The sequence below is a fragment of the Streptomyces sp. NPDC033216 genome (genome assembly GCF_055577115.1).
In genome coordinates, this window is record NZ_JBVIQK010000024.1 from 67,378 (window position 1) to 88,580 (window position 21,203).

Sequence of the window (21,203 nt, forward strand, 5' to 3'; positions counted from 1 at the left end):
TCCGGTGGCGCCGAGCGGGGCTGAGGGGGCGGCCTCCCCGCATCGGGGAAGCGTGTGGGGAGGCCGCTGTCCCGCCACCGACCCAGCCAATGGGCAATCGGCGGCGGGAGTCTTCAATCAGACAACGGGACAGGAGGGCAGCAGGGTTCACGGTCGGCCGAAGGATGTTCCGAAGCCTGGTCACATGCCCGGGCGCATCATGTGGGCGTCACTTGTGGACCGGCAGGGCACCGCTCGGGAGGCTGGGTGCCGAATCGGGCGGAGCGACACTGGCCGGCACATTCCGACAGGCACTCTTGCGCGAAGCGCCGTGCGGGCGAATTCCGGCTCACTTCGCGAGGCCGGCGCCCGGCCGCGGCCGATCCGGCTCACGGGCCCGCGTTGCCGTCCCCGCCGGCGGGACGGGGTCTCGCCCAGAAGGCGTTGGCCGAGGAGGGCCCGGGTCGACCCGGCCGGAGCAGGTCCTGGGCGGGTCGGGCACGCATCCGCACGGTGTCGCGACGGGTCTGTCTGCGCCGGCAGGATGTGTCGGACCTTTCGGAACGAGCGCCGGGGCTCGAGCGCGAACGAGCCCGGCTCGACCTGCGTGTCGATGGTGGCCGGGCTTCCACGTTTCGGTCGGCCGTCGTCGTCCCTCGACAACGTCCCCGTCGCCATGGGGCCCGACCGTTGATACGGTTGCCTGTCACGCTATCACCTGTCAAGATGGTGACGAATTATGAGTTGGCAGAAAGGTGATGCGCAATGAGTGATGTCGAGGAGCGGGCGCTGCTCGCCGGTGGCTGCTTCTGGGGTATGCAGGAGCTGATCCGGTCGCTTCCCGGTGTGGTGCGCACCCGGGTCGGCTACAGCGGTGACAACGACAAGCCGCACCCCACCTACCGCGACCACGGACGGCACGCCGAGTCGATCGAGATCGTCTTCGATCCCACGGCCACCGACTACCGCGCGATCCTGGAGTACTTCTTCCAGATCCACGACCCCACGACCAGCAACCGCCAGGGCAACGACATCGGGGTCAGCTACCGCTCGGCCATCTTCTACCTCGACGAGGAGCAGCGCCGGGTCGCCCAGGACACCATCGCCGACGTCGAGGCGTCCGGGCTGTGGCCGGGGCCGGTGGTGACCGAGGTCGTCCCGGCCGGCGAGTTCTGGGAGGCCGAGCCGGAGCACCAGGACTACCTGCAGCGCTACCCGGACGGCTACACCTGCCACTTCCCGCGCCCCGACTGGCGGCTGCCCAAGCGCGCCGAGGCCTGAGAGCGCCGCGTGACCGGGGAGGGCGACGTTTGGCCTTTCCCGGCCATGCCGTCCCGGGGGCCGCGGCGCGGGCACCGGAGCGGTGAGGGCTCGCCGACCGCATACGCATCGTCGATGCTCGCAGCTGCTCTGCTGATCCGGTCCGGGCGGTGCTTCGCCACTACGCGGAACCGGGGCCACGATGCCCGCCCGGTAGTCCTACGTCCAGGCTGTCCTCGCCGCCCGAGCTATGGTCTCGCGCTCCCGGCGCCTGGGAGACGGCGCCGCCACGGCGCCGAGGCGGTGCCGCGCCCGAGTCCGTGCACGCCGCCGGCATGGGCACGATCCTGACGATGATCGGCGTTTCGCCGGAGACCAGGGACCTGGAGACCGCGGATGCCGCACGCGGCGTCGTGATCGCGGCCATCACCACGCCCGCCACACACGCCGGGGACGGTGACAGGTCATACGACACCGCCGCCGCGGCCATGGCGATGCGCGCCGCGTTCCCTCACGATGGCACCTCCGCGCTCAGCTCGGCGGAGCAACCCCTGCTGATCGAGCGGCTCAACCGGCTTGCCGACAGCCGCCCGGAGGGGGCGGCGCCGCCTGAGGGCTGAGGTGCGCGGGCGCTTAGCAGGGCCGGACGGACGGGGTGCGGGCGGCGTTCGGAAGGGCGGAGGCGGTCTCCGGCGGGCCGTCGCGTACCCGGTTCCGTCCGTCCTCTGCGTCTAGGCGGTCCTGCTGCCGGGACGGGAAAGCAACCATGGTCTTCTCCTGCGGGGATACGGAGACCGGCGCCGCCGTCGGGCGTCACCCTCTGAACTAGTGACGACTATGGACAAACCTACGTCGCCAGTCGAGCTGGTTACTCGGTGCAAGGTCCCAGCCCGGCACTGCCGGCGCGGCGTCACCGCAAGTCGGCGTCCCGGGGACAGAGGCCGTCCATGACGTGTCCGGCATGCCGGTGCGCATCCGCCGGCCCCGGGCCGTGCCACGCGTACGACATCACCAGCAGGACCTGACCGGTAATCCCCCGGAGACGCAGCGGCCCCCGGGCGGACGATCAGCAGCCGGCGCCGAGTCGGCCGTACTCCGTCTTCCCCTGCCGGGCGGGACGGCCGCTCCCACGGCGCGATACACCGCCGTACCCGGGGCGTCCGCACGAGACCAGCGGTTGTACATGGCCCCCCTGCCCTGCGCCGGCGCTCCGTGCCATCTGCTTCATCGTCGCTGCACGATGTGGCGCGAACGACGCGCGCCGACCTCGACGATGCGCGCACGGCTTGGCCGTGCGTCACACCGCAGGGGAGATGAACCCACGAACGAACTGCCGAAACGTGGTGAGGAGGCGCCGCCGCACCGGTCCGGTGACCGGCGACGCCCCTCCCGCACGCACGCGCGGAGGCGCCGCCGCGGGCCGTAGCGAAACGCATACGACCGGCCTCAGGTCACCGGCCCGAGACTGGGGCCGGTGGTGCCCAGCTGCTCGGTGGAGACCACCGGCGGCACCGGCCAGGTCACTCCTTCCGGCGGCCAGCTCTGTCCGGTCGCCTCCAGGAACGCGGCCGGCGGCTCGTACAGCGGCGGCTGGCTGCCGTCCGGGATCAGAGAGGCCCACTCGACACCTGCGGTACGGCCCGCGAACTCCTGCTTCATCGCGTCCAGCAGGTCCGGTTGCTCGATCAGATCGATCGCCGCTGCCGCCAGGTAGCGCGCGGCGGACAGCAGCGCCTGGTGTCCGATGTTCGTGGCGGCCGTCGCGGTGGCGCCCCAGTTGTGGTTCGGGACACCGGGCGGGTAGGCGGCGCAGAGGAGCACGGCGGTGGGCGTCTGCCAGCTGATGTCGGCGGTGTCGGTGGCCAGACCGCCGGTGTACGCCGCCGCCGGGGGAGCGAGGGGGGTCAGGTCGGTCGGCATGCCGACCTCGGGCTTGCCCAGCGACTTCTGCACGTCCTTTGCCAGCGCGTGATCGGCTTCGGTGAACTTCGGGGCGCCGATCTGCCGCATGTTGTCGTTGAGCAGCTCCGCACCGGCCTTGTTGGCCAGCAGGTTCCACGTCGCGGAGTGGAACTTGTGCACCAGGCGGGTCTGGCTGGCCAGTGCCGCCGCCTTGCCGCACTCCACGATCTTGTCGTACAGCACCTTGGCGCGCGCCGGGCTCCCCTCGCGGACGAAGAACCAGACGGAGCACATGTCCGGGGTCACGTTCGGCGCGCCGCCCCCGTTGATGACGGCGTAATGGAAGCGACCGGACGGGGCGACGTTCTTCTCGCGCAGGTACTCCGACATCGTCGCCATCAGCAGGGCGCCGTCGAGGCCGCTCTTGTTGCCCAGCGGGGCGCCGCCGTGGCCGGAGGCGCCGAGGAAGGTGAACGTGGCCGATATCAGCGAGCTGGTGGTGTTCCAGAAGGGCACCGTGATGTTGAACGGGTGCCAGTCCAGGAACGCGTCGAGGCCCTCGTAGACACCGTCCTTGACCGCGTACGCCTTGCCGACGAGTTGCTCCTCGCCGGCGCTGCCGAACAGCTTGACGCGGGCCTTGAGCCCGTTGGTGCGGATCGCCCGGGCGACGGCGATCGCGGCGGCTGTGCCGCCCGCCCCCAGGGCGTTGTGGGCGTCACCGTGGCCCGCTCCGTAGGTGGGGCCGTACGCGTCGTAGTGGTAAACCAGGGGGTCGTGCCGCCCCACGCCCTTCTTCTGGGACAGACCGGGCAGGGCGTCGTACTCGGCGTTGAAACCGAGGACGGGCCCCTCGGTGCCGTAGGAGGCGACGAAGGCCGTGGGGAAACCGGCCGGGCCCCACTCGACGGTGAAGCCGTTGTCCTTCAGCAGCTTGGCGTGGGCGAGGGAGGATTTCCACTCGCGCAGCGACAACTCGGCGTGCTGCCACACCTCGTCGCTCAACCTGGTGATCGCGCCCTCATTGGCGCCGATCCAGTCCAGTGCCGCCTGCTTGGCCGCGGTGCTCTTGGCCAGGCCCTCAGGAGCCCTGTAGGAGGCGGGGGAGACACCGGCCTTCTCGTCGTAGCCGAGGGTCGCGGCGAGCACCGGGTCGGCCTGGAGAACGGTGGCGGTGGTAGCGGTGGCGCTCAGCCCGAACATCTTCAGCAGTCGCCTGCGACCGGGGTGGACGTCGTTCATGTCTGTCTCGTTCTCGAAGTGTGAGGGAGGAGCCGGTGCGGCGGTTGCCTGACACGGAGTCATGCATGTGTCCAGCGATGATACGTACCTCGTCCTCGGACCCATGCACGGCCGCCAGTACAACAGCCGCGCTTCGGGGGGAGTCGCGAGGACCCGATCCCCGCGACCTCATGCCCGTGCGTGGACGGCAGCCGCCGGGAAGGCTCGATCGTGCCGTCCAGCACATGGGCGTCCGGGTTTCCGCCTTTTCCCATCCCTGCGGATGGAGGACGAGCTCGGTGCAGCCCTCCAGCGCCTGTCGAAGATCTCGAGAGGCGACGAAGCCTGATCGAGTGTCATCGGCTCCCGACTCCTCGTCGCGCCGCGGGGAGGAGTCGGCCGGTCCGACCGGACTGCCCGCCTTCGGCACGGCGGGCAGGTACTCGGTGATCGACGCCGACGACACGTCATCCGTGCTTCAGCAGCGGAAGGGGGTCCCGGGCCGGGGCGACCCGCGCCGCGACCCCTTCCCCGTCGCGCCCTGTCTTCGAACGCCTGGTATGCCCAGCGCTGTCGAGATCCGTGAATGATCGCGCGTGCAGCACGGACAGCCCTGAGGCACGCATCCTTGCCCAGTCGTCAGAACAGCAGCGTGGTCTCGCTCGCCGGAACCCACCGAACCGGTGCTTGACTGACGCGCGAAGCGATCCGTTGGGGCTTGCGCCCCTCCTGCCCGTCAGCCAGCGCACGCTTTTCGGCAAAGGTTCCCGAACCAGTACTAACTCCAGGCGGAGCAGACCGGGGTGGGGAAGTTGGTGCAGACCTGGATGGTTCGTACGTCCTGGTTCAGGTTGGCAGTGGCGGAACTGTAGGTGCCGGTGGCCGTGAGCTCGTGCCTGCTGCCGTCGTTGAGGATGTAGGTCAAGCGTGCTTCGTAGTTGTCACCGGTGTACACCCAAATCCAACTGGCGGCTCCGTTGCCGGGGTTGTTGTCGTACCGGCCCTCTGCGCCCCAGACAGATACATACGTGGCGGCCGAAGCGGTGCCCGCGTTGAGGCCCAGGACCACGGTTGCCATCGCCATGGCGGTAACGGCCGACCTGGCGATCCTCTTCATCTTCATCCCGGTTTCTCCCTGCTGAGAACATGGCGTGGCAGAGCGGTCGTCGGCACGCCGAACAGTTAGTTGACTGTGCAAGTGTATATCCAAAAGTGTTGGCGTGTCAGGTCACTTCACACAGTTGGCTGCGGGACGGCGGTTGTCGCAGCGGCCGCCGCGGCGTGCGTGCGGTGTCCTTGAGGGGACCATGTCGGACGGTCGCCGGCCGCCAGGTGGTGGGTGGCGGTCTTCTCTTGCGGGTGGCGATGCGCCGCCGCTGCCCGAGGCGGCTGCCGCACCGAGCGGCGACGTAACAGGTCCGCGGGACGTCAGCGGCACGGCGGGGAGGAAGAGGCCTTCTGCTGTGCCGAGCCGCCTGCGTCGCCAGGTGCAGCAGGTGACCGCTCTCAACTGCCGACCAGTACAGGGGAACTCGTCCTGTAGTGATCAGTAACGGCGAAGGCCGCCACCAGTGAACGGAGACGGAAAGATCATGCACGCATACGATTCCCGACGGTGCAGGAGATGCAATGACTGATCGTGCCGAGTCCATCGAGTCGATGGAGCGGCTCGCCGCGGTGTGACGGGCGATGGTGCTCGACCGTGATCCGACGAGGTCACCCGCGTCCGCCCGTTCGGCACAGCGGGGCTCAACCGCATGGGGAACCAGTTCACCGACACCGACGCCCCGATCGCCCTGCCGCTGTACGGAGGCCGCATCGACCCGAGCCGCTGGCGCCCCGCCACCGGCTGAGTCTCCGGCTCACCGCTCGCCCCCCCGTGGAGCCCGTCATCATGGAGACCATCCCCGCCCAGGGTTTGACACGCGCCCTGACGCTCAGATCCGTCGTCCTGTTCGGTCTCACCTACTGACCCCGCTGATCGTGCGCGGCGCACCTTCGGCATCGTGGCCGACACCACCGGCGGCGCCGTCCCCACCGCCTATCTGCTGGCCCTGGTCGCCATGTGTTCACCGCACACAGCTACGGAAAAAGATGGCCGGGGGATGGCCGCCGCCCACCCCTGGCCGGGTCCGCTTACACCTACGTCCGCCGAGCCGTCGACTCCCGGGTGGGCTTCTTGATCGGCTGGGCCACCCTGCTCGACTACTTCTTCCTGCCCGTGGTCATCTGGCTGATCGGCGGGGCCTGCCCTCAAGCCCAGTTCCCGGACGTCCCGTTCTGGGTCTGGATCACCGGCTTCATCGTCCTGACCACCGCCCTGAACGTCCGGGGCTCAAGACCACCCAGCGGGCCAACGACCTGCTCATGGCCTTCCAGGTGCTGGTGATCGGCATCTTCGTCGCGCTGTCTCTGCGGCACGTACTCGACCTCGGGGGCGCCGGAGCGTTGGCGAGCACCGCCCCGTTCGCCAACGACGCCACCACGCTGGCGGGCATCTCCGCCGGGGCGGCGATCGCGGCGTACTCCTTCCTCGGATTCGACGCGGTCACGACCCTCACGGCGGAGGCCATCGAGCCCCAGCGCACCATGCCCCGAACCATCCTGCTGATCGCCCTGATCGCCCTGATCGCCCTGATCGCCCTGATCGCCCCGATCGGCGGCGGCATCTTCGTGGCCGTTGCCTGGACGACCCAACTGGCCCATCCCGGCAGCGCCTTCGACGATCCCAGTTCGGCCGCCTTCGAATTCGCCAGGACCGTCGGCGGCGACCTGGCCTGCTGGGCTACGTGATCGCCCCCATGATCGGCGTCGCGATGGACCTCTGGCTCCTGGCCACCCTCGACGGCAAGGCCCTCGTTCCGGGAACCACCTGGCTCGCTCTCGGCGTTTGCTACCTGGCCTACCTGACCCGAGGCTTCCGCGACCCTCCGCCTGAACTCACCTTCGAGGAAGAGCCCATCGTCGCGGCCGAGTCGGTGTGAGTGGTGCAACGGTGGCGCGCCCGTTGGGCCGTTTCCGAAGCACCGGCGCTGACTCGTAGCCGGTGGTGACGCCTGGTGTCCGTAGGGGCAGGAGGAGGCGGGGCCGGAAGAGGTCCGGGGCCGGCGTGCCTGCGCGCCCTTCTCATGATCCGCTCGGCGCAGGTGCCGACGCCTTCGGCGCGGCCGTCACATCGGGTGCGGTCAGGCCGGTATCCACGGTGGAACGGTCGACTGCCCACCACCGCGCGGGACTTCGTCCACAACCACGGCAAGAGCCTGGGCGGTCAGGGACCCCGGAGCCTGGACCACCTAAGCCCTCCTCCGGGAGACTTCCACATCGGGGAAGTGCTCTCGGCGCGCCCGCCGACCGGGAGTGAGCCCCCGCCAGACTATCAGCGCAGGTCAAGGCTGGTGTGCTTGGGGGGCTCACGCTTGTGATCTGCGGCTCCGTCAGCAGCACCACCCGGTCGGATTCGCCATCGACCTTGCGCATCGACTGGCTATGCTCCCCGGTTCGCCCTCGGGCGTCATCCGCGACCCCCGCGATCGGAGGGTGCCCCTCCCTCGAGATGGAAGAAGCCTCGATCACCAGCAGTACCGATGTGATGGAAGTCAAGATGCAGTGTTCTTGCGGATGACTGAAAGATTATTGTTGAGTCAAGAAGTTGAATTGGTTCGCCGCTTGTGGACCCCCGAGCCGTAGGGGTGGCCGCTGGTGTAGCCCAGCGTGCGCTGTCCCGAGTTGCGGGACGTACCGCCGGACGGCACCCGCGCTGTGTTACGGCAGTGAGGGGAGCGCTCCGGCTCGGGGTGTGAGGTGCCTGAGACGCGACCCAGCGAACACCTTGGCCGCTTGGACGTCTCCGGACGTCCCAGCGCAGCACTCGACAGGAGAGAAAGTGAACAGTTGGACAGTTGAGTACCACGATGCGATCGCCCTCTTGACCTTCACCAGAGCACCGGACAACGTGTACCTCGCGCAGTCGCTGTTCGAGCTCGAGGAGATTCTGGACAGGATTTCTAGAGAGACTGGCCGTGTGAAGGTGGTTGTCCTCGCCGGCGGACTCGATGGATATTTCATCAATCACGGAGACATCTCAGATCGTCCGGATTTCATCAAGTTCGGGGCCGACGGCCGGCTTCGCTCGCGCGAGTTCGAGGCGTGGCTCGACATATTCAATCGCATCGAGGACATACCGCAGCCGACCATCGCGGCCATCGACGGCCTTGCGGCCGGCGGCGGGAGCGAGATGGCACTTGCTTGCACCATGAGGGTCGGGTCACCACGTGCGCGCCTGCAGCAGTCCGAGATAACCAGCGGGATGATCGTGGGCGGCGGGTCGAGCGTCCGGCTGCCCCGGCTGGTGGGACCAGGTATCGCGGCCGAGGCGATCCTCACCGGCAGGGTGTTCGAGGCGGACGAGGCGCGGCGAGTGGGGTGGTTGAACGCCATCTTGCCCGCTGAGGGATTCATCGATCACGCATTGAAATGGGCACATGGAGTGGCCAGGCATTCCAGCCTCTCACTGTTCGCGGTCAAGGAACTGCTGCAAGAAAGTGCGAGACTTCCCCTCGCGGACGCCCTGCGCCGAGAACGGGAGATATTCCTGGGGTACCTCAGCGACTCAGGAGTGATGTCCGGCCCGCCACAGGAATGACCGAGCTGTTGTGGGCCGTTGAGATGCCGGCGTACGAGATCGGCTCGTCACTACAGGTCCGTCTCCGGCAGTGCGGCGCCGTCTTCCCGCGCCATTTCAGTTGCGTGCGAAGATCCGGAGTGCGGCTGCAGAGACGCTCTGCTGTGGCTCCGCCGGCACCGCAACGGAATGAGAAGCCGCAGTGCTACCTCACTCGGATTCACTCGGGGGCAGTAGGCATGGGCCGTGCCGACGGATATCGGACACCGCCCACGCCTTGTCCGGCGCGGAGATTGCCGCCATCATCCAGGCCCAGGTGCGTCACGTCACCGCCCTGACGCGCCGGGTGCGGCGTCAGGGCGAGGAGACGCTCGTGGTACCCGTCGCGGGACAGCGCTCCCTCAAGGACTGATCGACGGGCACCGTGTGGCAGTCCGGCGGCAGCCGCGCCTGCTACCAGGGCTCGTTCCGGCAGAGCCTCGGCACAGCAGGTCTCGGAGGGCTCAGCCCAGGTCGCTCATGAACTGGGTTAGCACGTCCGCGAAGCGCTCCGGCGCCTCGAGGTGCGGTGCGTGCCCGACACCGGGCAGAACCTGTACCTCGCCGCGCCAGAGCGTGGGCAGGGTCAGACCGCGCAGATAGTCCAGACTGACCAGTTGCTCGCCCTCACCGTGCAAAACCATGAGCGGCCGGTCCAGTGTCGCCGCGATGGCCACCTCATCGGCGAAGTTTCCCGCCTCGATGCTCGCCAGGAGGCCGGAGCGGGCCGCTCTGTCGGTAGCCAGGATGTCGGCGACGAGATCGTCGGTCGTCAGCGAGGAGCCCGGCGCCAAGAAGCTCGCGGCGTAGGAGCGGGCCGCCGCTGCGTCGACCTCGGCGGTGAAACCCACGTTCATGGCAGGGGTCGGCAGGAAAGCCCTGCCGAAATCGGCCGGACCGCTGACGGGCGGGGTGCCGAAGAGGACGAGGCCGGTGGCCCGGGGCAACCGCTCCGCCGCCTCGAGGACGACGTGTCCGCCCAGGCTCCACCCGACCAGCACCGCCTCGTCGGCATGCGCCTCCTCGACGAAGCGGGCGACGCGTGAGGCGTAGCTGGGAATCGCGTAGTCCTCGGGACCGTGACCGCGGGCCGAGCCACCGTGACCGGGGAGATCGAGTGCCAGGCAGCGGAATCGCCGCCCGAAAGGGCCTTCCAGTAGAGGGCGCCACACGCGGGCGGACGAGGAGTTGCCGTGGACCAGGACGACGGTCGGTCCGGTGCCTTCCGACGTGATGCAGGCGATGTCCTGGCCGGCTGCGCTGACCTGTTGGCTCACAGTGGTTCCTTCACCGTACGAGGACCGCACGGAGTTCGGTACGGCCGTGTGGGTGATCAAATTACTACGGCTGCCTCTCGACCCGAGAGGCCGGCGGATTTTCAGACCGTCTGCTCGTGGTGCTCGTGCTGCTGGTCGGGTGAGGTGCAAGGTGACTTGTGCCTGTCTCATCCCAGGACGTCTGGTTCTCGCGGCCGCTTGCTTCTGCTGTCGTGGCTGTGCGCCTGGGCGCTCTCGGTTCGTGGCGGTACCTCTGAACAATGCCGATGCGAGGCCCCTATCGCTGATCACCCGTGCTCGCTGCGGCTGGAAAACCGGGGTCCCGGAGGGCCTCCCGGCCGCGTCCCCCTCCCCAGCGGCTGGTGCTCTCAGGAGTGAGGGTTCCGCCCTGGGCGGTGACCGGGCCGACGGTGTTCGGGCCGAGGCGTGCGAGGAGTTGAGATGCAGTGTGGATGACGGTTCGGTGGCGAACATCGGTGCCGCCCGAGCGAAGGCCCGTTCCGGCGGGGCTGCGAGGCCGTGGAAGGCCGTCCGGCTCACCGCTATGTCCGTATAGTCATCATTTATCCTTGGCTGCGGCATGCCCGCCCCGTACCTGGCGACGACCGGGCCTGAGGCGTTCGGCTGGCCGGGGACTGGCTGTGGGGTGTCGAGTGATGAGTCGTCGGCCTTCTGCCAAGCTGGGTCGAGGGCCATGTCGTGCGGCAGCTGCCCATGGTGAAGAACGGCGTGGTACGGCTGGCCGGAAGCAGGTACGCGGATGCGTTGACGGCTGAGATCGCCACCCGCAGTCCGTCCGGGCGGAGGGTGTCGGCGGTCCACTGGACAATCCCCTTCCCACCGTCCTGCGGGGCGGCCTTCGTCAGGTGGACACGTGTTCCGTCGGGCAGGGTCTCGGCGTCCGCGAAGAGCCTGGTCGTGCCGCAGCGGTGGGCCTTCCACCGCTGCACGTGCCGAACGTCGCCTTCTGCACTCCCGAACACTCGTCCAGCACATCCGGCTCGACCTGCGACGCGTCCGGTACCGCAGCGACCTCACAAGGGCTGCCCCGTTGACACCGACCTGACCATCAGGGCCACCTGGGTATCCTAGGAACACCACGAGTTCGACCTCGGCGACGGAGCACTTCTGACCGTCGGAAGATGCTCGAACGCCAGGTTGAGCCGCAAGAGGTAGCCGACCGAGCACCTGGCTCGAGGCGTCCGAGGACGCTCGCCGGCGCTGCCCTGGCACGGGATACGAACCCGGGTAGAGCAGCGGGTATCCGGCGAGCACGGCGCCCAAGTGCAGTCAGTCGGCACGACATTGACCGTGGCACCCGCTTTCCCGTCGTCGAGCGTCGATCATTTGACTAATCAAGGACATTCTGGTTGACTCGGTTCAGCTGGCCACAACTGACGTGCGGCCGCCTCGGGTTCACCTGGTCATTCACGCTCGAAGTCAAAGAGGACTCGAAGCAGGTGATGAACTCCGTTACCCAGTCGTCGATTTGCGCAGTCGCAGCCTCGGTTCCAATCAAGCAGGTCGAGGGGTGAACGTGTTGTGCGCGAGCTGGGTCGAACGGCCGAGATGGTGTGTCGTCGACCTGCCTGCTCCATGCTGAAGTCACTCAGAAAGCTCAGTCCCATGAATCACAAAGCACTTAGGCTCCTGACTGCCGCGGCCGCCACTGCGGTTGCCGGGACGTCGCTGCTCTTCTCGGCGCCGTCCGCTACGGCGGCGAACGCTCCTTACGCTGACTGCCCGGCATGGGCGCTTTGCCTCTATCAGGATGGTGGTGGAGCGGGCTCAAAGGTCATCCTCACCCCTCCTCCGACTGGCAGCCCCTCGCAGATGGTCTACCTGATAGGCAAGCACTTTCTGAACGGTCAAGCGGCCGATAATCAGACGTCGTCCTGGCTGAACAACTCCCAGTGCGGGATCGAGTTCTACGACGACCCCAATGGGGATCTGCACCCCTCGCTCATCGACACCGCTCCCTCCTGGAACTGGGGCCTCAAGCACGACTACTCCTACGGAACCCCTCAGGCATACCTGAATGACAGGGTCTCTTCCCTCAGGTTCTACAACTGCTAGGAAGTCGCTGGGATCACCTGATCCTCCAAGTCCGTGCTCCTGGGCGAAGGCAATCGCGAGTGAGGCCTCACGCGCCTGAATGAGGTCGTGCAACCGCCCCGGGCCGGCACATGCCCCGGTATCCGCCAAGGAGCCGGGGCAGTTGTCGTTTTCGTGTCGCTCCCAGGAGCCGAGCGACACGATGACAAGACAGAAGTCACGTGAAACGGTTTCGACCAGCAGCCATTCTTCTGTCTGGCATGCTGCTCGCACTGTCATTGCCGGAGGCCGCAGCAGCGGCGCCGACGTCTCACTTGGCGGCGCCCGTCGCGGCGACTGAGGACGGGCCGACGGAGGGGCCAGGAGCTGAGGGACCGGATCTCAGTAGCGCACATCGTCCTTCCTCAACCCCGGCCTCCCGGACTGGTCACGCGTGGGATACCGGGGCGGCGCGCCGCTGCCCGGCGGCGGTGAGGTGACCGACGACGCCTCCTGTCGCATCACTCCGGAGCGACTCTCCTCCAAGTACGGGGTGACCGCGGATGACGGGATCGACGACACCACCGGACTCACACGATCAACGACATCAAGAGCCAGTGCTCGCCGTCGGCCAGTACACCGCTCTGGCCGCTCTGTACAGGGCGGATTCGTTGTTCACCGGTCTCTACATCGAGGCCTCACGTGGCACGGGGCGGGTCCTCATCCCTTCGCTGCCCGTCGTCGACTGCCCGCCACCCTCTGCTGCGTCGGCGAGACTCCCACTGCACCAGGTTCTCCAAGACGGATCAGAAATGGCAACCGGCTGGGTGGACAGCGCCGACGCCGACCAGTGGCGCCAGGAACCGTTTGGATCACGCCCCGGCGCCACACCGTCAGGCGGTAGCAGATCCGATGAAAGACGAACTAACCGGCCGTTCAGGTCGGTACGCAACCAGCTTCAGCCCGTACGGCCATACACAAACAGCGGTCAACGCCGCTTCACGACGAGGCGGTCCCCGCGAACCAGACCCGGGTGCTACGCGCTCCTAGAAGGGCCAGCACGGTCGCGGACAGGAGTACGCCGATCACGGCTCCCGACGCTCCTTGCGTCATGTTGGCGGCCTGGACGATGAAGTAGAGCACGGTGGTCACCGTCAAGGTGATACGCAGGACGCTGCGCCCGGGTCTGAGGTAGAAGACGTGGGCGGCGCTGGCCAGGGCGGGCAGAAGCGTCAGGATCCGGTACCAGAGGGGGCCCGGGTAGTAGTCGAGCGCGAGGCCCGTCACGGCTACGAGGACGATGACGCATTGGATGCAGAGCAGGCTGCGCAGCGCCGTGACCGTGCCTGGACGCTTGGTGTGTGGCGGTTGCGGGGCGGTGGGGCTGGATTCCAGGGCGGTGGCCGCGATCGTCCGTGGATCGCCGAGCTCGGCCAGGATTGCGTGCTCCTGCCCCGGGCGTTCGAAGAGGGCGACCTCGATGTGTTCGACGAGGTCGGCGAGCAGTTCCTGCCGCCGCTCGGCCGGGAGTGCCGATGCCTCACGCTCGACTGCGGTGAGGAAGGACTGTGCGGCCTGGGAGGTTTTGAGACTCATGGTGAATGGCGTTCCCGTTCGATCAGGGGCGGCGGTTGAGGGGTGAGGAAGCCGTCGACTGCGTCGCGGAAAGCCGGCCAGATTTGGGCGAAGTCCGCGAGGGCGGCCAGCCCGGTGTCGGTCAGCTGGTAGTAACGGCGGGGCGGCCCGGACGTCGATTCCTTCCACGTGGTGGTGACGAGATCGGCGCGTCGAAGCCGGGACAGCAGGGGGTAGACGGTTCCCTGGCTGGCGGCGAGGGTGCCGCTGGCCTCCAAGGACTGCACCAATTCGACGCCGTAGCGGGGTTTGTCACGCATGAGTGCCAGCACGCAGTACTCCAACACGCCCTTGCGGAGCTGGCTTTCGACCCTGCTGAGGCCACGGTCATCGGCATTACCCCGTTCCATGCACTGCATGGTAGTGGTATCTTGTTCTGCAAGGTACCCGGTTCCTCTCCGCCCCCGTCGACGCCGCCTTCCGGCGCAGACACAGTTTCCGCCCCTGGACGACTCGCGGGTGCGGCTCGTCGGCATGACCGTGCCCGACGAAGGAAAGCTCATGGTCCGGCCGCAGTCTGATCAGCCCGGATTGCGACGGTGCCCTCCCGGTCGGCGTGCCGCCGCTCGGAACGGAAGCGGTCGTCCTCCATCTGCGCTCGTCGACGGGCTGAGGTGCGACCCTGCGCGTGAGCGGGGGGACGGGTGATGCGCGGGAACGGCAGGAGAACAGTGAGGGCCCGGCCTGAGGGCGAATTCCAGTGGTCGTCGCAACACGTGATCTCTGACGTGTGGCACAAAGAGTTAAGCAGTCGCTCGGTCGTGTTCACGCGGCCAGGCGGCTGCGGTAACGCATGGGCCGTCCTGGCGGCCCTCGAGTCTGCGTATGCTCGCCTCGATTGTTGCTCAGATCGCAGAGGCTGACGGGGGTGCGCGTGCTGAGGCTGCTCGGCTTCTTCGATGACTTCGGCTATTCGAGCGAGTTGGCTGCGGGACCGCTGAGGGCTCAGGTGCAAGCGTCCGGCGAGCCGGATGAAGCGGAAATCGTGGAGTATCTCGACGTAGGCCATCACCTCACGTACTTCATGGAGGCAGGGGTCGATGTCGTCACGGGAGAGGTCCACCGGCACACGTCCGGCTGCTCGTCGCTGGTAACCGATGGCATGTGGGTATGGCGCGCGGACTTTGCGCACTATCTGGAGGCGTATCACGTGCCGATGCCCGCAAACTTCGTTGCCCGGGTTCGCGAGCTTCGCTACCAGATGCCGGATCTGGTCGGTGCGGACTTCGCACCGGTCTTCGACGAGATCGTCCTGCGGTTCGGGTGGACGGACGTCGAGCCGTGGGACGCAGGGTCGCTCCTGCGCCCGAAGCCACGGGCCGTTTCGACCCGTGCTGAATTCGTGGCAAGGGTTCGGCAGGAACGGCCTGCCGGACCCTGGGGGAAGGCGCCACGTAAGCCGCGCAGGGGCAGGGAGCACGGTTTTTAGCCCTCGCCGTCTGATCAGGCGGCGAGTAGTTTGTGCAGGCGCCCGGCTGGGGTTTCCCCAGCCGAGCGCCTTGCGTGGGCGGTTGTTGAGTTCGGCCGCGACGGTGTCGAGGTGGTCGCGAGTGTGCCCGGACAAGCTGCTGCCCTTGGGGAAGTACTGCCGCAAAAGACCGTTCGTGTTCTCGTTCGAGCCTCGCTGCCAGGGGCTGCCGGGGTCACAGAAGTAGACCGGCATGTCCGTGGCGACGCTGAAGGCGTGATGGGCGGCCATCTCGGCGCCCTGGTCCCAGGTCAGGGACCGTTTCAGATGAGGCGGAAGAGTCTGGACCGTGTCGACCAGGGCCTGGCGGACGGCGGCGGCTCCGTGGCCGTTGGGAAGGTGCACCAGCATCATGTAGCGAGTGCTGCGTTCGACCAGGGTGGCGATGGCGGATCGGGAGCTGCTGCCGATGATGAGGTCGCCCTCCCAGTGGCCCGGGACGGCTCGGTCAGCGGCCTCAGCGGGCCGCTCGCTGATCATGACCATCGGGTGGGGGAACCGCTTCCTGCGGCGTGCCGAGTGGCGATGAGGCCGGCGCACGGCGCGTCCCGTGCGCAGGGTGCGGGTCAGTTCCCGCCTCAGTTCACCGCGGCCCTGGACGTAGAGCGCCTGGTAGATCGTCTCGTGAACCACGTGCCTCTCCGGCCGGTCGGGGTAGCGCCTGCGCAGAGCGTGGCAGATCTGCTCGGGACTCCAGCGCAGGGTCAGGTGAAGCTGGACGAAGTCCCGGAGCTCTGGGTTCTGGCCGATCTTGCCGACCTTCGGCCGAGGCCGACGCCGGACCGCTCGCCGATGGGCCGCATGCGGTCGGTAGTACCACTGGCCGCTGGGCAGGACCGTGCGGTTGCGGCGGATCTCCCGGCTGATCGTGGACGGACTGCGTCCCAGCTCGGCAGCGATCGTGCGGACGGATGCCTTCTCCCGGAGGCGGTCGGCTATGTGGATCCGGTCCGCCTCGCGCAGGTAGCGCGAAGGAGCGTCGTCGGGCTCCTGGGCGGCCGCCGGGTCCATGTCCTCGGTGCAGCGCCACGGCCCCGTTTCCACGAGGGGCGGTGCCGCCTTGTTCTTCCCGGACGCCTGCCGGCCGTTACGCCATCGCCTGCCTGTCCGGTCGTTGATGCCAACGATCCGGCAGGCGTCCAGATGAGAAGTTCCTTGATCCACGAGCAGGAGGTATGTCTCCCGCTCGCGGCTTAACTTCTTCGGCCCTTGTGGCCGTCGATCCGCCCGGACCTCGAAGTCCATCGCATCCCCTGAGCTGGGGTGTTGCGACGACCACTAGAACTCAAGGAGGCCGGGCCCTCACCGAGCGGACCTGCGCGTCGTTCGTCCCACTGGGACGACACCCGAGGCGACGACTCCCCGTCCCACTGCACCATCCGCGTCAACGGGGCCCGCGTCCGGCTCTGCGGGCTTCGCCAGCCATCGCCCAGGGTGTCGTCCCATGAGTAGCAACCGCCCGAACGGCTCCTCCAGCGGCTTGAGCCGGGCGTGCTGAATGATTCTCCGGCCCGCTGGAGGAGCCCTGTACGCGGGCGGACCACGACGCTGCGAGGAGCCGACTGTCCTTGCGTGCTTGCCAGGATCGTGAGACCGCTCACTGATCATTGAGGACGATCCGGAGGCCGGCTGGCGCTGGCGCGTCAAGCCGGCCAGTCCTCAGATCGCGAGGGCTCCGCCGTCCACGGGCAGCAGTACACCGTGGATGTGTGACGCGTCCTCACTGGCGAGGAAGATCACGGCCGCGGCGGTGTCCTGCACGCTGCCCGTGCGCCTGTCCGGGTTGCTCTCGGCGAGCTCCTCCAGCAGGGAGCGGAGTTCATCGTTCGACTCCGTGATGGTGGGTCCGGGGGCGACGGTGTTCACCCGCACACCGTCGGCGGCCAACTCCGCGGCCCATGACCTCGTCAGCGAGTGCAGGCCGGCCTTGCTGGCGCCGTACAGCGAGGTGAACTTGATTCCCTCCACGCCGCCGATCGAGCCCATGTTGATCACCGAGCCCCCGCCGTGCTCCACCATGCCGGGCACCAGAGCTGCCGTCAGGAGGTACGGGGCCTTGATGTTGACCTCCAGCACCTGGTCGATCTGCTCCTCGGTCGACTCGGTCATGGGGTGGGGCGGCACGAGATAGGCCGCATTGTTGACCAGGACGTCGATCGGTCGGCCCGCCAGGGCCGCCGCCTCCTGTGCGAGGCGGCGGATCTCGGAGCCACCCGCGGAGAGGTCTGCCTCGACGAAGTGGGCGACGCCGCCCTCCGCGACGATTCCGTCGACGACCCGGGCGCCGTTCTCCGCGCCGAGTCCGGTCACGACGACGATGGCGCCCTCGCGGGCCATCGCCTCCGCGACACCGCGCCCGATTCCGCTCGTCGAGCCTGTGACCAGTGCAGCCCGCCCATCGAGACGATTCATGTCAGTACCTCCGGTTGGTGCGGTGTATCGGTGGACTCTCGTTGAAATGAAAACATCCAAGCTTGCTTGCCCAAGCAAGTATACCAACTACTTGCTCAAGCAAGTAGTGCTTTGCGTCACCCCCGGTCGGTCCCGATGCTCAGCAGAATCTGTCGTGTCACGCGGACCGCGCGGGTGCCGAAGATCAGGTTCGGGGTGACGATCGTCAGCGGGTCGGGTGCTGCCCCGACCACGACGAGCCTCCCGTTCGGGGCGAGGCTCCGAACAAGAGGATTCATGGACGCGCCGCTGGAGGGCATGGCGACGATGATCGAAGCCCCGCCCAGGGCAGTGAGCTCGGCCCCGCGGGCGGTACCGGAGCTGTCGATGCACCTCGTGTGCGCCCAGCTGCCGGGCTTACGTCTCTTTTTGCTCGCCGCGCGCCATCGCGACGACGCGGTAGCCGAGGCTGCGCGCGTACTGCACGGCCAAGCGGCCCGGACCGCCGATGCCCTGCACGGCGACGAGTGCTCCGGAAGGGCAGGCAGGGCCCTGTTGGAGCGCGGTGAAAGTGGTCAAGCCCGCGCAGAGCAGGGGAGCGGCGTCCGTCGTGGGGATGCCATCGGGAATGCGCCCGAGCCCGCTGGCTCGGGCATGGACCACCTCGGCGTATCCACCGTCGACCGTGGTGCCCGTCTGTTCCTGGTTGGCGCAGTTGACGAAGTCACCCCGTCGGCACGGCTCGCATTCCCAGCAGTGCCCGTTCAGGAAACCGCCGCCGACGCGGTCACCGGCTTGTAAGCGGAGACTCCAGCACCGACCGCGTCGATGACGGCCACGATCTCGTGACCCGGGACGATGGGACGCGAGGGGTCTTCGCGCAAGCCTTCGGTGGCCGGCACGTCGGTGTGGCAGATCGCGCAGGCTCGACCCGCAGACGTACCTGTCCAGGTGCCGGATCGGTCAGCTTGCGCTCGACGAGATGAAGGTTGTGGACAGCGGTCGCTTCGAATGCCCGCCATGTCGACGTGCTCGCTCCGGATGTTCCTTCGGCCAGACAAGTAGAGATGAGCCGGTCCCGCATCGATGGCATCTTCAGACATCACGATGAGCGTGCGACCGCCTCCGCTGACCACAGCGAGGAAAATGACCAGTCGACTTTAGACCCTATCCCATCGTGCCGCTCCCGCCGTGCTCAGGGGGCAGGGGCAGCGGGGGAGCCCTCCACCAGCAACGGGACACGATCAGGGAGATCGTGTCGGATTAGACTGATGCGGTCGGTCATCTCAGTCTGCCAGTTCAGGTCCGGCCCGTCCTCGGCGTCGTACCCCCGCGGCGCGGAGGCACGGGGGTACGACGTGACAATGCGGGATTCCCGAGGAGGCCAGAGCAATGGGGCGAGCGTCCAAGCGTGAGGAGATCGCCGAGGCGGCGTTCCGGCAGTTCCACGCACGGGGCTTCAACGCGACAGGGATCAACGACATCACCAAGGCCGCGGGAGTTCCCAAGGGCTCCTTCTACAACCACTTCTCCAGCAAGGAGGAGAGTGCCCTGGAGGCGCTGAGCCGGTACGCGGACACGCTGCGTTTCGACATGCTCACCGGGCCGGGTAGCCCCCCGCTGGACAGGCTGCGCGCGCATTTCGAGTTCTTGAGTCGAGGCGTCCTGGACAACGGTTTCGTTCGCGGCTGCCTGGTGGGCAATTTCGGCGCGGAGGTGGCTGATCACAGCGAGGAGATCCGGTCCGCAGCAAAGAGGGGCTTCGACGGGTGGGCCGAGCGGTTGCGACAGCTGCTCACCGAGGCGCAGGAGGCCGGCGACCTCAAGGGTTCCGTCGATGTCGAGACAACCGCACTGTTCATTCTCAGCGCCTGGGAGGGGACGCTGATCGCGACGCGGGTCGACAAGTCCGCAGCGCCTGTGGAGGCGTTCTTCCGGACCGTCTTCGAGGTCGTCCTGCGCTAGTCACGCGGTCGCCGCCCTGTCGGCGACCGCCCTGCCCCGGATCGCACTCACCACAGCGGGGCACGGAGGAGCGAGGCGGGAGCCGGCCGACGTGTCTGCGGCCTAGGGGAACGGCGGCTCGCGACGTCGGGCTCTTGAAAATCGGCACTTGACGTTAGGCGACCGGTCGTCTAGCTTAGGAGACCGGTCACCTAGTGGTGGTCGACCCGACTCGTCGAAGGAACGCTTTCATGTCCACTCCCGTCAAGCTCGCTGTCATCTACTACTCCTCCACCGGCACCATCACGGAGATCGCCAAGGAACTCCACGACGCCGGTGTGAAGGTCGGCGCCGAGGTTCGTCTCCTCAAGGTCGCCGAACTGGCCCCTCAGGCCGCCATCGACTCCAACCCCGCTTGGGCAGCCAACCACGCCGCCACCGCCGACATTCCGGAGGCCACCGCCGCCGACGTCGAGTGGGCCGACGCCATCATCTTCGGCACGCCCACCCGCTTCGGCAATGTCTCCTCGCAGCTGAAGCAGTTCATCGACACGCTGGGTGGTCTGTGGGCCGAGGGCAAGCTCGCCGACAAGATTTACAGCGGCTTCGTCTCCTCCGCCACCGCGCACGCCGGCCAGGAGTCGACCCTGCTCGCCCTCTACAACTCGATCCACCACTTCGGCGGCCTCACCGTCACGCCGGGCTTCACCGACCCGAACAAGTTCACTGACGGTAACCCCTACGGCACCTCGCACGTCGACGCGCAGGGCGCCAACCCGGTGGACGATGTCACGCGTACCGCCGCCCGCATCCAGGCCGAGCGTGTCATCAAGATCGCGAGCGCGATCAAGGCAGCTGCCTGACACCGGACCGTGTGGGTGCCGGCTTCGTCCGCTTAGTCGGCGGAACCTGGGTTTTCCAGGTCACCGGGCGTCCGGAGGCTCACTCCGTGAGTACTCCGACGCCCGCCCCGGCGCCGGCTCGAGTGTCGAACGGAGAGAACGGGCGGATCATGTAGGTGCCGAGCCACCCCGGTGCGGGCGGCAGGCAAGGTATGGCTCCGTGGCCCGTGCCCGTGCTCGGCAGCGCAGTCACCAGATCAGAGAGGAAAAGATCATGAAGGAGTTCATGGTCGAACTGACCACTGTCGTTCCCGAGGGGACCGACCCGGCGGAGGTTGACCGGCGTCGGGCCGCTGAAGCAGTGCGCGCCGGGGAGCTGGCAGCTCAGGGGCGCTTGTTCCGGTTGTGGCGCCCGGTGGGAGAGCTTCGCAGCGTCGGCATCTGGCTCGCCGACGACGAAGCGGATCTGCGCGCGAACGTTCTCGGGAGCCTGCCCTTGTGGCCCTGGATGAGCGCAGTGATCACGCCACTGCAGTCCCACCCGAACGATCCGGGCCGCGCCGCCTGACCTCCTCGGCGGGCCCCAGTCG

General features: G+C 67.7%; 18 protein-coding genes and 2 pseudogenes. 12 read left to right on the forward strand and 8 right to left on the reverse strand.

From position 1 onward, the window contains the following. The first annotated feature begins 744 nt into the window (after positions 1–744). Positions 745–1,260, forward strand: coding sequence for a peptide-methionine (S)-S-oxide reductase MsrA (gene msrA, locus ACZ5Y0_RS30945; RefSeq protein ID WP_469131977.1), 516 nt, complete (start codon positions 745–747; stop codon positions 1,258–1,260). Between the two features lie 314 nt (positions 1,261–1,574). Continuing rightward, positions 1,575–1,859 carry a hypothetical protein gene (locus ACZ5Y0_RS30950; RefSeq protein ID WP_469131978.1) on the forward strand — a complete coding sequence of 95 codons (285 nt, stop codon included), beginning with the start codon at positions 1,575–1,577 and terminating at the stop codon, positions 1,857–1,859. Positions 1,860–2,685: 826 nt separating this feature from the next. On the opposite strand, the gene ACZ5Y0_RS30955 is transcribed toward ACZ5Y0_RS30950, so the two are convergent. Together ACZ5Y0_RS30955 and ACZ5Y0_RS30960 are read right to left on the reverse strand one after the other, a co-directional pair. Next, positions 2,686–4,383: a peptidase dimerization domain-containing protein gene (locus ACZ5Y0_RS30955; protein WP_469131979.1), complete on the reverse strand. Its 1,698-nt coding sequence runs from the start codon at positions 4,381–4,383 to the stop codon at positions 2,686–2,688. Positions 4,384–5,140: 757 nt separating this feature from the next. Continuing rightward, positions 5,141–5,440, reverse strand: coding sequence for a hypothetical protein (locus ACZ5Y0_RS30960; protein ID WP_469131980.1), 300 nt, complete (start codon positions 5,438–5,440; stop codon positions 5,141–5,143). 1,101 nt (positions 5,441–6,541) lie between these two features. Here ACZ5Y0_RS30960 and ACZ5Y0_RS30965 point away from each other — a divergent pair. From ACZ5Y0_RS30965 to ACZ5Y0_RS30985, 5 genes are all read left to right on the forward strand, one after another. Next, the gene (locus ACZ5Y0_RS30965; protein WP_469131981.1) at positions 6,542–6,751 is read left to right on the forward strand and encodes a hypothetical protein; all 210 of its coding nucleotides are present in this window, start codon (positions 6,542–6,544) and stop codon (positions 6,749–6,751) included. Then, entirely contained in the window at positions 6,730–7,155 is a 426-nt protein-coding gene (locus tag ACZ5Y0_RS30970) for a hypothetical protein (RefSeq protein ID WP_469131982.1), read from the forward strand. The genes ACZ5Y0_RS30965 and ACZ5Y0_RS30970 overlap by 22 nt, the downstream gene beginning before the upstream one ends. Beyond that, positions 7,152–7,346, forward strand: a complete 195-nt coding sequence (locus ACZ5Y0_RS30975) for a hypothetical protein (RefSeq protein WP_469131983.1) — start codon at positions 7,152–7,154, stop codon at positions 7,344–7,346. Before ACZ5Y0_RS30970 ends, ACZ5Y0_RS30975 begins: the two co-directional genes overlap by 4 nt. Positions 7,347–8,245: 899 nt before the next feature. Next, positions 8,246–9,004: an enoyl-CoA hydratase/isomerase family protein gene (locus tag ACZ5Y0_RS30980; protein ID WP_469131984.1), complete on the forward strand. Its 759-nt coding sequence runs from the start codon at positions 8,246–8,248 to the stop codon at positions 9,002–9,004. A gap of 256 nt (positions 9,005–9,260) precedes the next feature. Further along, positions 9,261–9,395, forward strand: a complete 135-nt coding sequence (locus tag ACZ5Y0_RS30985; RefSeq protein WP_469131985.1) for a hypothetical protein — start codon at positions 9,261–9,263, stop codon at positions 9,393–9,395. A 91-nt stretch (positions 9,396–9,486) separates the two neighbouring features. On the opposite strand, the gene ACZ5Y0_RS30990 is transcribed toward ACZ5Y0_RS30985, so the two are convergent. Continuing rightward, a complete protein-coding gene (locus ACZ5Y0_RS30990) occupies positions 9,487–10,299 on the reverse strand; it encodes an alpha/beta fold hydrolase (RefSeq protein ID WP_469131986.1) in 813 nt (270 codons plus the stop codon). Positions 10,300–11,925: 1,626 nt separating this feature from the next. On the opposite strand from ACZ5Y0_RS30990, the gene ACZ5Y0_RS30995 reads away from it, so the two are divergent. Beyond that, positions 11,926–12,375: a peptidase inhibitor family I36 protein gene (locus tag ACZ5Y0_RS30995; protein ID WP_469131987.1), complete on the forward strand. Its 450-nt coding sequence runs from the start codon at positions 11,926–11,928 to the stop codon at positions 12,373–12,375. A 957-nt stretch (positions 12,376–13,332) separates the two neighbouring features. On the opposite strand, the gene ACZ5Y0_RS31000 is transcribed toward ACZ5Y0_RS30995, so the two are convergent. Then, the gene (locus ACZ5Y0_RS31000; RefSeq protein ID WP_469131988.1) at positions 13,333–13,929 is read right to left on the reverse strand and encodes an HAAS signaling domain-containing protein; all 597 of its coding nucleotides are present in this window, start codon (positions 13,927–13,929) and stop codon (positions 13,333–13,335) included. Continuing rightward, positions 13,926–14,318, reverse strand: coding sequence for a PadR family transcriptional regulator (locus tag ACZ5Y0_RS31005; RefSeq protein WP_469131989.1), 393 nt, complete (start codon positions 14,316–14,318; stop codon positions 13,926–13,928). Before ACZ5Y0_RS31005 ends, ACZ5Y0_RS31000 begins: the two co-directional genes overlap by 4 nt. Before the next feature lie 518 nt (positions 14,319–14,836). On the opposite strand from ACZ5Y0_RS31005, the gene ACZ5Y0_RS31010 reads away from it, so the two are divergent. Continuing rightward, a complete protein-coding gene (locus ACZ5Y0_RS31010; protein WP_469131990.1) occupies positions 14,837–15,397 on the forward strand; it encodes a hypothetical protein in 561 nt (186 codons plus the stop codon). 14 nt (positions 15,398–15,411) lie between these two features. On the opposite strand, the pseudogene ACZ5Y0_RS31015 reads toward ACZ5Y0_RS31010, so the two are convergent. From ACZ5Y0_RS31015 to ACZ5Y0_RS31025, 3 genes and pseudogenes are all read right to left on the reverse strand, one after another. Next, positions 15,412–16,681 (reverse strand): annotated as a pseudogene (locus ACZ5Y0_RS31015) (IS30 family transposase). Positions 16,682–17,095: 414 nt separating this feature from the next. Beyond that, a complete protein-coding gene (locus ACZ5Y0_RS31020; RefSeq protein WP_469131991.1) occupies positions 17,096–17,848 on the reverse strand; it encodes an SDR family NAD(P)-dependent oxidoreductase in 753 nt (250 codons plus the stop codon). Between the two features lie 396 nt (positions 17,849–18,244). After that, positions 18,245–18,930, reverse strand: a pseudogene (locus tag ACZ5Y0_RS31025) (alcohol dehydrogenase catalytic domain-containing protein). 289 nt (positions 18,931–19,219) lie between these two features. On the opposite strand from ACZ5Y0_RS31025, the gene ACZ5Y0_RS31030 reads away from it, so the two are divergent. The 3 genes from ACZ5Y0_RS31030 (at position 19,220) to ACZ5Y0_RS31040 (ending at position 21,181) form a co-directional block, all read left to right on the forward strand. Then, positions 19,220–19,792 carry a TetR/AcrR family transcriptional regulator gene (locus tag ACZ5Y0_RS31030; RefSeq protein ID WP_469131992.1) on the forward strand — a complete coding sequence of 191 codons (573 nt, stop codon included), beginning with the start codon at positions 19,220–19,222 and terminating at the stop codon, positions 19,790–19,792. A 230-nt stretch (positions 19,793–20,022) separates the two neighbouring features. Beyond that, the gene (gene wrbA, locus ACZ5Y0_RS31035; protein ID WP_469131993.1) at positions 20,023–20,634 is read left to right on the forward strand and encodes an NAD(P)H:quinone oxidoreductase; all 612 of its coding nucleotides are present in this window, start codon (positions 20,023–20,025) and stop codon (positions 20,632–20,634) included. Positions 20,635–20,887: 253 nt separating this feature from the next. Next, positions 20,888–21,181: a muconolactone Delta-isomerase family protein gene (locus ACZ5Y0_RS31040; protein ID WP_145828889.1), complete on the forward strand. Its 294-nt coding sequence runs from the start codon at positions 20,888–20,890 to the stop codon at positions 21,179–21,181. Positions 21,182–21,203: the final 22 nt, after the last annotated feature.